Genomic DNA, 14,194 nt, shown 5'->3' on the forward strand with positions numbered 1-14,194 from the left:
CCTTAACTGCTATTTGGTGGCTTGAACAATGCTTTTTGCATGGATAAGGTTCGTGCTCTTCTCGTAGGGAAGGCAAACTTTAATCAATGTCCTGATGTGCGCTTGAATGGCCATTAGTTCACTGAACATGTTCAGGAAAGTAAAGTGCGGCCCATAATGGTTTACTCAGACAGGCTTTCCGATTATTACCTCGAACTTGCGCAGGCACCCAACTCGAAAACGAGTTATGCGGGGGCCGATATGCGTTTTTCGACCGAGTATGAGGCGCTTGAAACTGAACTGGGCAAGGCGCACTCCATTCACGGAAACAGTCAGCCTGACTGGCAATGGGTCGTGGAAAAAAGCGAGGCGCTGTTACGCCACCAGTCCAAGGACTTGCGGGTCGCTGTCTGGTTGACCTGGGCCTTGCATCAGCGCGAGTCCTTCCCCGGGCTACTCGCAGGCCTCGGATTGCTGCGCTACCTCTGTGAGCATCATTGGGCGGTCGTTTATCCGGGCAAGCTGCGTACCCGCAGTGCCGCCTTTGGCTGGCTGGTCCCGCGCCTCGAGCAGGTGCTTGCACAACCTGTTTCGTTCAAGGATCAGCGGCCCTTGTTCCACTGCATGCTCGAACACCTGGAGCGGCTGGACGAGTTGTGGACCGAACACCTTCTCGAAGATGCGCCACTGTTACTGCCGGTTCGCAGGCAGCTGTCGGACCGATTGCAACAGTCCACCGAAAGCGAGCCTCCAGCAGGCGGTAGCACAGGGGTGATCGCCCATATCAGGCAGGTCGCGACTCAGTTGATGGCGCCCGAGCCCATTGTGGAAAACGAAAAGGACGCCCACAAGCTGCTGCGCACGCTGCAGGAACATGCCCGGCCCTTGTCGGCCTGGTGGCAGCGCCAGAATGCCACTGACCTGCGCGCACTGCGTCTGAACCGAACGTTGACCTGGCTGACGATCACCAGTCTTCCGGACTGTGACAGCGAACAGGTAACGCCTTTGCGCGGGCCGGCGCCCGACAAGCTCAAGCGGTACCAGGAGCGCTTTGCCCAAGGGCAGCATACCGACCTGCTGCTGGAGCTTGAGGGCAGCCTGGCCGGAGCACCTTTCTGGTTCGACGGCTTGTACCGGGTGTGGGAGTGCCTGCAGGCACTCCAGGCCGACCTGGCCATGACCGAGCTGGAAGTGCACTTCGCGCTGTTGCTCCAGCGCTTGCCGGGGCTTGCACAGCTGCGCTTCCACGACGGAACACCCTTCGCCAACGACGTCACCCGTGGCTGGATCAACACCCAGGTTGCCCGCCATTTGCAAGCCCCGGTCCCACTCAGGTCGGCACCTGATGCCCCGGCTGCGCCTTGGGACAAAGCGTTGCACGACGTCATGCCCGTGCTGCGCAAGGACGGGTTCAAGGTGGCTGTGCGGTCCCTCAAGCAGGGCATGCAAACCGCAACAGGTGATCGTGCCCGGTTTCATTGGCGGCTTGGCCTGGCCAGGTTGTGTTTGCTGGCAGGCAAGCATGACCTGGCCAAAGTCCAGCTCGATCACCTGGACCACGAGCTGCAGCACTCAGGCCTGCAGCGCTGGGAGCCCGAGTTGGCGGTTGAAGTGCTGCAGCTCTTGCATGGCTGCTGTGACGTATTGCCCCAGAGCCATTCCGTGCGTGAGCGCAAGGAAGATGTCCATCGCAGGCTGTGCCACTTCGATCTCGAAGCGGTACTTGAATAGGCTTTCGAGCCCCCCGAAAAAGGAGAAACACCATGGCGAAAGAAGGTTCGGTAGCCCCCAGGGAACGCATCAATATCACGTTCAAACCCGCCGTTGGCACTGCGCAGGAAGAGGTCGAGCTGCCGTTGAAATTGCTGGTGCTTGGTGACTTCACCCAGCGTGAAGACCTGCGCAAGCTCGAAGACCGCAAGCCCGTCGGCATCGACAAGAACAGCCTCGACGAGGTGCTGGCCAAGCAGGCCTTGGGCCTGGCCTTGAGCGTCCCCAACCGGCTGCAGGATTCAGCCGAACCTGACGAGTTGGCGATCCGGGTCAGGATCAATTCGATGAAGGACTTCAATCCTGCACAGCTGGTTGAGCAGATACCCGAGCTGAAAAAGCTCATGGACCTGCGCGATGCACTTGTGGCGCTCAAGGGGCCGCTGGGCAACACGCCGAGCTTTCGAAAGGCCATTGAAAATGCCCTCGCCGATGACGATTCGCGCAAGCGGGTATTGGCTGAATTGGGGCTGGACAGCTCCGCCGTATGACTCTCTCAGTTAAAAGGACACTGACACCATGACTACCAGCCAAAGCCCGTTGCATGCGCCCATCACGGATGAGTACAGCATTCTCGACAACATCATTGCCCAGACCCGCCTCAACGCCGACGACGAGGCCTACAGCATTGCAAAGCGTGGAGTCTCGGCATTTATCGAGGAGCTGATCAAGCCGCAAAACAAGGGCGAGCCGGTCAAGAAGCGCCTGGTTGACCGGATGATTGCCGAGATTGACGCAAGGCTCAGCCAGCAAATGGATGAAATCCTGCACCATCCCGACTTCCAGGCACTGGAGTCTTCCTGGCGTGGCCTGCAGTTGCTGGTTGATCGCACCAATTTTCGTGAAAACATCAAGATCGAACTGCTCAGCGTCTCCCGCCAGGACCTGCTGGATGACTTCGAGGACTCACCGGAGGTGACTCAGTCCGGACTCTACAAGCACATCTACAGTGCCGAATACGGTCAGTTCGGCGGCCAGCCCGTAGGGGCAATCATCGCCAATTATTTCCTTTCCCCCAGTGCTCCCGATGTCAGGCTGATGCAGTATGTTTCCAGCGTGGCCTGCATGGCCCATGCACCGTTCATTGCGGCGGCCGGCCCTGGCTTCTTCGGCCTGGAGAGCTTTACCGGCCTGCCTGACCTCAAGGACCTGAAGGACCATTTTGAAGGGCCGCAGTTTGCCAAATGGCAGAGTTTTCGCCAGAGCGAAGATGCCCGCTACATCGGCCTCACCGTACCGCGCTTTCTATTGCGTACGCCGTACGATCCCGTTGATTGTCCGGTCAAGACGTTCGCCTACCAGGAACATGTGGCCAGCAGCCACGAACACTATCTGTGGGGTAATACGGCGTATGCCTTTGCTACCCGCTTGACGGACAGTTTCGCCCGGTATCGCTGGTGCCCGAACATTATCGGCCCGCAGAGTGGTGGTGCAGTGGAGGACTTGCCGCTGCATCACTTTCACAGCATGGGCGAGATCGAAACCAAGATTCCTACCGAGGTGCTGGTATCCGACCGACGCGAATACGAGCTGGCGCAAGAGGGCTTCATTGCCCTGACCATGCGCAAGGGCAGTGACAATGCAGCGTTCTTTTCCGCCAGTTCGGTGCAAAAACCCAAGTCTTTTGGAATCAGTGCCGAAGGCAAGGCTGCCGAGCTGAATTACCGGCTCGGTACCCAATTGCCGTACATGATGATCGTCAATCGCCTGGCCCACTATCTCAAGGTGCTGCAGCGTGAACAGCTGGGGTCGTGGAAGGAGCGCACCGACCTTGAGCTGGAACTCAACAAATGGATTCGCCAATACGTCGCCGACCAGGACAACCCCAGCACCGAAGTGCGTGGACGGCGCCCGCTTCGGGCTGCGCGCATTGTTGTCAGTGATGTCGACGGGGAGCCCGGCTGGTATCGCGTCAACCTGAGCGTTCGCCCGCACTTCAAGTACATGGGGGCAGACTTCACTCTGTCGCTCGTCGGCAAGCTCGATAAAGAATGAGCCGCCGCCACGTGATTACCCAAAACCGCAGCCTTTTCGAGCGCCTGGAGTCCGGCGTGGGGCGCAGCCCGCAAGGTTGCGTCGTGGAATCCGTGGCGGGGCATCTGGCGAAAATGCTCAGCACCCGTGCGGGCAGTGTCCAGACGCTACCTGATTACGGGTTACCTGATCTGAATGACATGCGCCTCAGCCTGCATGACGCGTTGAGCCAGGCTCGGTTCCTGATTGAGCGCTTTATCCAGGCCTACGAACCCCGTCTGAAGGATGTCCGTGTCAGGGCATTGCCACAGGACCGTGACCCGATGGTGCTGGCTTTTTCCATCGAGGGGGCCATGGAAGTCAATGGCATGACGCAAGCGGTCGCCTTTTGCGCCAGCCTGGCTCACGGCGCACGGGTCGAGGTCAAACCGAATGTCGTTTAACCGCTACTACCAGGGCGAGCTGAGCGCACTACGACAGTTGGGGCGACGCTTCTGCGAGCGCAACCCGGCACTCGCGCCGTTTCTCGGGGACGCTGGCCAGGACCCGGACGTAGAACGGTTGCTTGAGGGTTTTGCATTCCTCACCGGTCGCCTGCGGCAGAAGCTTGATGATCAATTGCCGGAGTTGAGTCACTCGTTGATGCATCTGCTGTGGCCCAACTATATGCGGCCGCTGCCGTCGTTCAGCATGCTGCAGTTTGATCCGCTCAAGCGCACAGGGCCGGCCATCAGGGTCGAGCGGGATACACCGGTGGAAAGCATTGCGATCGACGGTGAACGCTGCCGTTTTCGTACCTGTTACCCGACGCAGGTCTTGCCGCTGCAACTGGCCGCCATGGAGTACTCGGTACAGGGTGAGGGCGCTTTGCTCTGCCTGCGTCTGGAGATGACGGCCGAGGGCAACTTCAGTGAGCTGGAACTGAACTGCCTGCGTTTGCATCTCGCGGGGGAGCAACCCGTCAGCCAGGCGCTTTACCTGGGGCTTTTGCGTCACCTGGACGGGTTCGAGTTGCAGCCTTTCGGGCGCGACGGGCTGCCGGTCATCGGCGCCGACGGCGAGCCTGTTTCATTGCGTCTGTCCAGCAACGATATCAGTCCTGTGGGCTTTTCCGAGGATGAGGCACTGATCCCTTATCCGTTGAATACCTTTCGTGGCTATCGCCATTTGCAGGAGTACTTCGCCTTTCCCGACAAATACCTGTTTGTCGATGTGAGTGGCCTTGGCGCGCTGAGCAGGTTGCCTATTGACGTACTCAAGCAGGTACATGGCGTGACGTTACGCTTCGACATGCGTGGTCGCGGTATTGAGCGAATGGCGCCTACCCTGGACAACGTGAAGCTGTACTGCACGCCCATCGTCAATCTGTTCAAGCACGACGGCGTACCGATTCGCCTGGACGGCAAGCAGGACGAATACCTGTTGTTGCCTGGCGAATACGCCAGGGGGAACTGCGGTGTATTTTCCGTCGACAAGGTCACGGGATGGCGGCCGGGAGGCCTCGGGTACCAGGAATATGTTCCGTTCGAATCGTTTGAGCACGATTTTGGCAGCGCCGCGCCCAGCTATGGCGTTCGCCAGCGGCCATCCCTGCAACATGCCGGCCTGGATACCTGGCTGAGTTTCGACCGGTGTCCAGTGCATGAACAGGAAACCCTGTCGATTGAACTGACCTGCACCAACCACAACCTGCCATGCCTGCTGCAGGTGGGCGATATCAATCAGGCGTGCGAACAGACGCCCGAGTTTCTCTCGTTTCGCAACATCACCGCGGCAACCCCCAGCTTTGCGCCACCCCTGGACAGTGACTTCCTGTGGCGACTGATCAGCAATATGTCGCTCAACTATCTGTCATTGACCGATATCAACGCCTTGAGGGTGATCCTCGAAACCTACGACCTGCCGCGTTATCACGACCGCCAGGTGGAAAAGGTCAGCAGGCGAAGGCTGGGCGCCCTCCGTTCGATCAGTCACCAGCCCGTAGACCGGCTGCACCGAGGCCTGCCATTTCGCGGCTTACGGGTTGACCTCACCATCGATCCTGAAGGCTACCTGGGGGAGGGCGACGTGTTCGTCTTTGCCTCGGTGCTCAACGAGTTCTTCGCGCTTTACGCCAGCCTCAACTCGTACCACGAACTGCGAGTCATCAGCACACAAGGAGACGTGTACCTATGGCCACCCCGGATGGGCCAGCAGCCCCTGCTTTAACCGCACTGTCCCGAGTGATTCGCGAGTACTCGGTGTTTCAGGCGGTTGCGCAGATTATCGAGCGCCTGCGCGAGGCGCATCCCTCGCTGGACGATGATGCGCTCTACGATCAATTGGAGTTCCAGGCCAACCCAGGCTTTGGCTTTCCCGGCAACGACATTGATCGTGTGGAGTTTTTTGTCGAGCACGGCCATTTGCGGGCACGGCTTCGCCTCAATGTGCTGGGCCTGTTTGGTACAGGGTCACCGCTGCCGGCGTTCTATGGCGAGCAAGCCTTTGCCGAGGTAGCGGGCGGTAATCCGACGCGGGAATTTCTTGATCTTTTTCACCATCGCCTGCACCGGCTGATAGTGCCGATCTGGCGAAAATATCGTTATCAGGCGAGTTTTCAAACGGGCGCCCGCGATCCCTTTTCCGAGCAGATGTTTGCATGGGTGGGCCTGGGTGGCAGCGCGATTCGCAGCGCGGCTCAACTGAACTGGAAACGCCTGTTGCCCTACCTGGGGCTGCTGAGCCTGCGCGTGCACTCCGCCGCGCTGATCGAGACCGTGCTGCGTTATTACTTCAAGCACAACCGGCTGGTCATCGAGCAGTGGGTCGAGCGCAGGGTAGTGATCGACCAGGAGCAGCGCAATGACCTTGGTCGCGCCTATAGCTCGTTGGGGTCGGACCTGGTGCTGGGGGAGTGCCTTATCGACCGCAGTGGCATGTTCAGGGTTCATGTATTGGCACTCGATTGGCAGCGTTTTCACGAGTTTTTGCCCACCGGGGCGGGTTACGAGCCGCTGTGTGCGCTGGTGCGTTTTGCCGCCCGGGACCCCTTGGAATACGACGTGCGACTGGTGTTGGCGGCGGGCGAGGTCCGGCCGTTGCACCTTGGCGAGCACAACGTCTGCCGCCTGGGCTGGACCAGTTGGCTGGGGCATGAGCGGGCAGACGGCGTGGTCATCCTGGCCAGTAAAAATCATTAGGGATTGATGGATATGATGAATGTGGATCTGCAACAACTTATCCAGGCATTGACGGCGTCCACACGGCGCGACCTGGAACGCAGCGCCGAGCGTTGTGTCACCCGGGGCGGCGGCGAGGTCCTGGTGGAAGACTTGCTGCTGACGCTCCTGGAGCATCCCGAGGGTGTTCTTATGCGAGCGCTGCAGGATGCGGGCGTGGATGCCGGGGAATTGCAGGCCGTGCTGCAACCTCGGGTCGACCAGAGCGCGTCCCGCAATCCGGTGTTTTCGCCCGCCCTGGTGCAATGGCTGCAGCAGGCGTTGCTGGTTGCCCATCTGGAGCTGGGCCGACGGGAAGTGGACCATGGCGCCTTGCTGCTCGCCTTGTTGCGCAACCCGATGCAGCACGCTGGCAGCCGTTACCAGGCGGTGATGAGCACGCTTGATGCACCGCGTGTGCTCGGATTTCTCTTGAGTGAAAACGCGCAGGCGGCTCCAGCTGAGGCGGGGAGTTCCTTGCTGGAGCGCTTTACCCATGACCTGACTCGCCAGGCCCGGGACGGGAAACTCGACCCCGTGCTCTGTCGCGATAACGAAGTCCGGCAAATGATCGATACGCTCGCGCGGCGGCGCAAGAACAACCCCATTCTGGTGGGCGAGGCGGGTGTCGGGAAAACCGCGATAGTCGAGGGCCTGGCCCTGCGGATCGTCAGCGCGCAAGTGCCAGAGGTGCTCAGGAAGGTGCGCCTGCTGACCCTGGACATGGGCCTGCTGCAAGCCGGTGCCAGTATCAAGGGTGAGTTCGAGCGCCGCCTCAAAGGCTTGATCGATGAGGTCAACGCCTCGCCGCAACCGGTCATCCTGTTCATCGATGAGGCCCATACCCTGGTCGGCGCAGGCGGCTCGGCCGGCAGCTCCGATGCCGCCAACCTGCTCAAGCCAGCGCTGGCACGAGGTGAGTTGCGTACCATCGCCGCGACGACCTGGTCGGAGTACAAGAAGTACTTCGAGAAAGACCCGGCGTTGGCGCGGCGTTTTCAGCCGGTGCAGGTGCACGAGCCGACGGTTGACGATGCCGTGACGATTTTGCGTGGGTTGGTCCCGGTGTATGAGGCCAGCCACGGAGTCTACGTGCGCGATGACGCCGTGGTCGCCGCCGCGCAGTTGAGTGCCCGCTACCTGGCCGGCCGCCAGTTGCCGGACAAGGCTGTGGACGTGCTGGACACCGCTTGTGCCCGTGTGCGGATCAGCCTGGTCACGGCGCCGGACGAACTGCAGCAGTTGCGCGCCGAACTGGCCGAGGGCACGCGCCAGCAACGTGCCGTGCGCAGGGATGCCGACGCGGGGTTGGCCATCGATGAACAGGTGCTGCAGCACCTCACCCGGAGACTGGATGAAGTAGAAGTTGCACAGTTCCAGCTTGAACAACGCTGGACCCACCAGCGCGAACTGGCCGAGAAGGTACTCTCGCTGCGCCAGCAACTGGCCGATGCCGGTAACCTTGGCGAAAGCACTGAGGCTCTCGCTTCGCTCCTGGCCCAGAACCATCAGGCGTTGCAGGCCATACAGCACGAACAGCGATTGGTCAGCTTCGAAGTATGCCCACGGTTGGTGGCACAGGTTATCAGCGCCTGGACGGGTATTCCCCTGGAACAGCTTGCCTGCGAACACAGCGCGAAGGTCCTGAACTTTGCGGATGATCTGCGTGGTCGCATCCTCGGCCAGGAAGGTGCCGTGCAGGTCCTGGATCGTTGCCTGCGGGCTGTCGCGGCCGGTGTGAACAGGCCTGATGCCCCCGTGGGGGTATTTCTGTTGGTGGGCCCCAGTGGTGTCGGCAAAACTGAAACAGCCCACGCCCTGGCCGACCTGTTGTATGGCGGCGAGCGCTTTGTCACCACGATCAACATGTCTGAATACCAGGAGAAACACTCACTGTCCCGGCTGATCGGCGCACCACCGGGTTATGTCGGTTACGGGGAGGGCGGGGTGCTGACTGAGGCGGTGCGGCAAAAGCCCTATTCAGTGGTGCTGCTCGATGAGGTGGAAAAGGCCGATCCGGATGTCCTGAACCTGTTTTACCAGGTGTTCGACAAAGGGGTAGCCAATGATGGAGAAGGACGTGAAATCGACTTTCGCAATACCCTGATCCTGATGACTTCCAACCTGGGCAGCGATCTTGTCACCGGGCTGTGCGCCGACAGTCAACGACCGGCTGTCGAAGTACTGCACGCCGCGATCCGGCCGGTACTGACAGCTCATTTCAAGCCGGCGCTGCTGGCCCGTATGCGAGTCGTGCCGTATTACCCGGTGGCAGGCGCGGTGCTGCACCAACTGATTGAACACAAACTTCAGCGCCTGGGCCAGCGTCTGCTTCAGCGCAAGCTCGCATTCAGTCACGCAGGGGATCTTGTCGCACACATGGCCGAGCACTGTAGCCACAGTGGGAGTGGCGCGCGGTTTGTCGACCAATGGATCGAGGAAAACCTGTTGCCGCAGGTGGTGGATCGCCTGCTGGATGCGATGGCCGTTGGCAAGTCCCTGCAGTTCGTCCATGCCAGGCTGGATGCCAACGGCACCGTAATCTGTGAGTTCAGCTGATGGCGGACAATCCGTTTACCCAGTTGCCAAGCCCGCTGGACTACGCCGCTGCCTTGTTGGGATGGTTTACCCGGTTGGGCATCAATAGTGACGAATCGACATTGGCCGATGACTTTGCGGCAGGCGCCGCGCAATTGAGCGGCTGCGAGCTTGGCCAGTTGTACTTGCTCGACCAGGCCACCGGCCGCCTCGAACTGGCTGCCCAGTATTTGCCGGGCCTGTCGCCGCCAGGGGCGGTTGTGAGCTCGGGCGCGGATTTTCGGAACGAGCAACTGTTGCAGTACGTGCTGCAACAGAACCGGGTGTTTAACCTCACCGAGGCAGGCAGCAGTGTGTATGACACGGGGTTTCTGCCAGCGGGCGCGGCGTCCTGGCAATCACTCCTGTGCGTGCCGTTACCGGGGCCGAGCAAGCAGGTATCCGGGATGGTGTTGTGTGCCAGCCTGCGAGCGACGGAGCTGGCTGGCTACGGTGCGTCCCTGGGCCAATTGGGCAGTTTTGTCTTGAGCCAGTTGGCCCTGTTGCGGCGAATGCGCCGGGCTCCCGGTGCGTTGAAGGTGGTTCGCAGCACCCGCAGCACCAGCGCCTACGGCTTGATCGGAAACAGCACTGCCATGGACGAGACGTGCCGCCTGATTGGCAAGGTGGTGCATAGCCCCTACACCGTGCTGCTCCGGGGCGAGACCGGCACCGGTAAAGAGGTGGTCGCCCGGGCCATTCATGCTGCCGGCCCGCGCAGCAGCAAGGCATTTGTGGTGCAAAACTGCGCAGCGTTTCCCGAAGGCTTGCTCGAAAGTGAGTTGTTCGGTTACCGCAAAGGCGCGTTCACCGGGGCCGAAAGAGACCATGCCGGCCTGTTTGACACCGCCCACGGCGGCACGCTGCTGCTCGACGAAATCGGTGATATGCCGCTGTCACTGCAGGCCAAGTTGTTGCGGGTCCTGCAGGAGGGCGAGATTCGGCCGTTGGGTGCCAACACGTCCCACAAGGTCGACGTGCGAATCGTCGCGGCGACCCACCGGGACCTCACCAGCATGGTGGCTGAAGGAAGCTTTCGCGAGGACCTTTATTACCGGCTGGCGCAGTTTCCTATCGAGTTGCCGGCGCTGCGCCAGCGGGACGGGGACGTGCTGCAACTGGCCCGGCATTTCGCCGACAAGGCCTGTGCACTGTTGGGGCGAGCCACGGTGGGCTGGTCGAGTGCGGCCCTGGATCAACTGTCCAGCCACCACTTTCCCGGCAACGTTCGTGAGCTCAAATGCATGGTGGAGCGGGCGGTGCTGCTGTGCGACGACGAGGTGATCCTGCCTGCGCATTTATCGCTGCCATCAACCCTGTCCGCGCCCGCTGTCGACGCAACGCTGCGCCAGCGCATGGAGCGAGTCGAGCGGGTAGTGCTGATCGACTGCCTGCGCAAGAACCGTGGCAATCGAACCCGCACCGCCCGTGAACTGGGCCTCGCCCGGCGCACGTTGTTGTACCGCCTTGCTCGCCTGGACATTCCGTTTGGCGAAGTCCAGGGAGAGTGCTGAATGGCACACCCTTTCAATTCCGGGAGATACCTGATGCCTGTTAGTCAGTGGCAAGCCCTGGTGCTTGTGTTGTTTTTGCTGAGTGGCTGTAACACCAATCATGTCTTTGACGACGATGACTACCGTCCGCTGGGTGATCCACGGTCCACCGGTCGTGGCCTGTGAGCGCGGAGGAGTCCTGCCATGCAGCTAGTGTTTGAGGTGTGCCCTGCGGGGCCAGCAGAGTCCGCGCCGGCGCTGCGCAAAGTCTTTGACGGAGTGGGGGGCGTCATCGGCCGGGGGGCCGGTTGCGACTGGACCCTGCCTGACACCAGTCGCCAGGTTTCCGGTCGTCACGCGGTGATCAGTTATCGTGACGGCCGGTATTTCCTGATGGATATCAGCAGCAATGGAACCCGCCTGGCAGGCCGCAGTGAGCGTCTGCATGAGGGGCAGCAGCAACCGATAGATGACGGCGCGGTATTTCAGCTGGGGCCGCTGAGTATTCGCGCACGACTGGTCAGCCCACCGCAGGGACAGGGCCAGGACGGATTACACAGGCTGATTCCCGATGATGCATTCCTTGAGCTGGACCCACTGCGGGCACTGGCCAGCGAACTGCAGCGCGAGGACGGGTCGCAAGAGCTGGCGGCCCTGAACATGACCACCTACGAGACATTGCGCTGGACGGACCACGCGGCGGCGGACCGGGATCACCTGACGGTTCCCGAACTTGTGAAGCCTGCGCGCCAGGTTGCCCTAAGTCCGCAATCGCCCGTTCCAGGTCACGGCTCAGGGCCATTCTGGTTGGGGTTTGCGCAGGCACTCGGTGTTGATCTGGGCGACCTCGATGAGTCGGCAAGAGAAGTCCTGGCGATCAAGGCCGCGAGCTTGCTCCGGCAAATGACTGAAGGGTTGCAACAGAGCCTGGGCACCCGTAACGAGCTCAGGCAAGAGCTGAAACTGGCACTCACCCAGACACCGCTCCAAAGCCCCAACCCACTTAGAGACAGCGCAGACGCCAGTGCGGCCTTGGGGTCGCTGCTGGGTGTCGGGCAGTTGGGGCAGGTTTCCGCCGAGATGCTTGTCATGCGGGCGTACCGCGACATGCAGGCTCACGAGGTGGCCTTGCTGGCGGCCTGCCGCGCGGCAGTACGCGGCGCTCTGGCAGCCTTTGCGCCCGGCCATTTGCTGCTGTGCTTCGAACGCCAGGCAAGGCCGCCGCTGATCCCCCGGTGTGGCGCCCGCTGGCGCGCGTATCAGCGCCATTACCAGACACTGATCGAGGACGAGCACTTGAGCGAGCGCCTGCTGGGCAGCGACTTCGCCAAGGCGTACGAGGAACAGATTCGTCTGATCTCAACCCTTCACCGTTATCCAGGATGATCTTCATGTCCCGAGTCACCGTTGCATTGTTGTGCGCTGTAATGGGTTTGCTGGGTGGTTGCTCCCTGTCGCCCTTTTCGAAGTTGACCAAGCTGGACCTGACACTGACCGCCAGCGAACGGGTCAACCCTGATCTCCATGGTCGCCCGTCGCCGATCGTGGTGCACCTGATGGAGCTTCGACACCCCGTGGCTTTTGAAAATGCGGACTTTTTCAGCCTTTATGCTCATGCCGAGCACACGTTGCCCAAGGACCTGGTGAACCTCGAAGAGCTGGAGTTGCGCCCCGGCGATCACTCCACGCTCAAACTCAGCCTCGAGCCAGGCAGTCGTTATGTCGGTGTGCTGGCGGCGTACCGTGATTTGCCTCACTCGCAATGGCGCTATGTGTTGCCGGTGACCGCGCAGCGATTGACCGGCGCTGAACTGATCCTTGATCAGGCCGGCATTCGGTTGGTCAACCCGCAACCCGCGAAGGCGGGCGACTGACATGTACAGCCAAAAAGTCATCTGGCAGGAAGGCATGTTGCTGCGCCCTCAGCATTTCCAGCAAAACGATCGGTACCACGATCAGCAACTCACGCGCCGCACCCAGCTGTTGTGCCGTCACGCCTGGGGCTTCCTGGCCCTGGAAATCGATGTGCAATACCTCAATATGGGCAAGGTCGTTATCAGCCAGGCCAGCGGCATATTGCCGGATGGCAGCCTGTTCGAACTGGGTGGCGCGATGGAGTCGCTGGTGCTGGAGGTTCCGGTAAATACCGGGAAGCAGTCGATCTACCTGGCCTTGCCGCTGGCCACAGGTAACTGTGTTGAAGCCCGTCGACCCGAGCAGATTGATGTGTTGGCGCGCTACAAGACTCTTGCGGTAGACGTCAGCGACTCCAACGCCGGGGAAGAAGCTCGTCGTCAGGTCAATTGCGGGCAGCTGGATTTTCGCCTGTTGCTGGGGGAGCAACACAGCGACCCGCATTACGTGAAGCTCAAGGTTGCCCAGGTGCTCAGTTGCACTGAGGAGGGCGTCAGCCTGGACCCCGATTTTATCCCGAGCTTCATTCACCTGCATGGCTCCGGCTACCTGCTGTCTTGCCTCAAGGAAGTGATCAGCCTGCTCGCTTACCGGGGGGATGCCATCGCCGAGCGGATTCGCGCCAACGGTACCGCCGCCGGCGCGGAGGTTGGCGACTTCCTGATGTTGCAATTGATCAATCGCACCGAACTGGTCTTGCGTCACTACCTGGGCCTGAGCCAGGTCAGCCCTGAAACGCTGTATCGAACATTGCTGTCGATCCTGGGTGAACTCGCGACGTTTGCCAGCGACAGCAAGCGTGCGCACTTCGAGGGGCATTACCGGCACAGCGACCAGGGCGCCAGCTTTCGTGGATTGATGGAGCCGATTCGCAGCCTGCTGTCGATGGTGCTTGAGCAGCATGCCATTGAGCTGGCGCTGCAGCCTCGCCAGTACGGGGTGCTGGTGTGCCCGGTGAGCGATCTCAACCTGCTGGGTTCGGCGACCTTCATTCTGGCCGCCAGCGCCCATTGTGACGCCGAGGAGCTTCGTCACCGGCTGCCGGCGCACCTCAAGGTCGGCCCCGTGGAGCGGATTCGCGAGTTGGTCAACCTGCAGTTGGCGGGCATCAAGGTCAAGCCGCTGCCGGTGGCTCCCCGGCAGATACCGTTTCATGCCGCCAACACCTATTTCATGCTTGAACTCGGTGCCCGGGACATTGAGCAGTTGAAGCAGTCGGGAGGATTTGCCTTCCACGTCAGCGGTGAATTTGCCGAACTGGAACTGAAATTCTGGGCCATCAGGAACTGA

Annotated in this window: 12 protein-coding genes; all 12 read left to right on the forward strand. The window is 60.9% G+C overall.

Annotated elements, in window-relative coordinates:
* The first annotated feature begins 156 nt into the window (after positions 1-156).
* The 12 genes from tssA to tssK are packed head-to-tail and all read left to right on the forward strand — an operon-like array spanning position 157 to position 14,194.
* Positions 157-1,710 (forward strand): type VI secretion system protein TssA, encoded by a 1,554-nt coding sequence (gene tssA / locus HX817_RS26035; protein WP_177041642.1) that lies wholly within the window; start codon positions 157-159, stop codon positions 1,708-1,710.
* A gap of 32 nt (positions 1,711-1,742) precedes the next feature.
* On the forward strand, positions 1,743-2,240 hold the full coding sequence (gene tssB, locus HX817_RS26040; RefSeq protein ID WP_003208038.1) for a type VI secretion system contractile sheath small subunit: 498 nt from the start codon (positions 1,743-1,745) through the stop codon (positions 2,238-2,240).
* A 28-nt stretch (positions 2,241-2,268) separates the two neighbouring features.
* Positions 2,269-3,744: a type VI secretion system contractile sheath large subunit gene (tssC, locus tag HX817_RS26045; RefSeq protein ID WP_008437007.1), complete on the forward strand. Its 1,476-nt coding sequence runs from the start codon at positions 2,269-2,271 to the stop codon at positions 3,742-3,744.
* On the forward strand, positions 3,741-4,166 hold the full coding sequence (tssE, locus tag HX817_RS26050; protein WP_177008255.1) for a type VI secretion system baseplate subunit TssE: 426 nt from the start codon (positions 3,741-3,743) through the stop codon (positions 4,164-4,166). Before tssC ends, tssE begins: the two co-directional genes overlap by 4 nt.
* The gene (gene tssF, locus HX817_RS26055) at positions 4,156-5,931 is read left to right on the forward strand and encodes a type VI secretion system baseplate subunit TssF (protein WP_177041644.1); all 1,776 of its coding nucleotides are present in this window, start codon (positions 4,156-4,158) and stop codon (positions 5,929-5,931) included. Before tssE ends, tssF begins: the two co-directional genes overlap by 11 nt.
* Positions 5,895-6,902, forward strand: a complete 1,008-nt coding sequence (tssG, locus tag HX817_RS26060) for a type VI secretion system baseplate subunit TssG (protein WP_177041646.1) — start codon at positions 5,895-5,897, stop codon at positions 6,900-6,902. The genes tssF and tssG overlap by 37 nt, the downstream gene beginning before the upstream one ends.
* A gap of 12 nt (positions 6,903-6,914) precedes the next feature.
* The gene (tssH, locus tag HX817_RS26065) at positions 6,915-9,479 is read left to right on the forward strand and encodes a type VI secretion system ATPase TssH (protein WP_177041648.1); all 2,565 of its coding nucleotides are present in this window, start codon (positions 6,915-6,917) and stop codon (positions 9,477-9,479) included.
* Entirely contained in the window at positions 9,479-11,011 is a 1,533-nt protein-coding gene (locus HX817_RS26070) for a sigma-54-dependent Fis family transcriptional regulator (RefSeq protein WP_087694178.1), read from the forward strand. The genes tssH and HX817_RS26070 overlap by 1 nt, the downstream gene beginning before the upstream one ends.
* 33 nt (positions 11,012-11,044) lie before the next feature.
* The gene (locus tag HX817_RS26075; protein WP_003208049.1) at positions 11,045-11,176 is read left to right on the forward strand and encodes a hypothetical protein; all 132 of its coding nucleotides are present in this window, start codon (positions 11,045-11,047) and stop codon (positions 11,174-11,176) included.
* An 18-nt stretch (positions 11,177-11,194) separates the two neighbouring features.
* Positions 11,195-12,376, forward strand: a complete 1,182-nt coding sequence (gene tagH / locus HX817_RS26080) for a type VI secretion system-associated FHA domain protein TagH (protein WP_177041650.1) — start codon at positions 11,195-11,197, stop codon at positions 12,374-12,376.
* Between the two features lie 5 nt (positions 12,377-12,381).
* The gene (gene tssJ, locus HX817_RS26085; protein WP_023658927.1) at positions 12,382-12,864 is read left to right on the forward strand and encodes a type VI secretion system lipoprotein TssJ; all 483 of its coding nucleotides are present in this window, start codon (positions 12,382-12,384) and stop codon (positions 12,862-12,864) included.
* Between the two features lies 1 nt (position 12,865).
* Positions 12,866-14,194 carry a type VI secretion system baseplate subunit TssK gene (gene tssK, locus HX817_RS26090; RefSeq protein WP_134326852.1) on the forward strand — a complete coding sequence of 443 codons (1,329 nt, stop codon included), beginning with the start codon at positions 12,866-12,868 and terminating at the stop codon, positions 14,192-14,194.

This window comes from Pseudomonas sp. C6002 (assembly GCF_013385805.1).
GTDB lineage: Bacteria > Pseudomonadota > Gammaproteobacteria > Pseudomonadales > Pseudomonadaceae > Aquipseudomonas.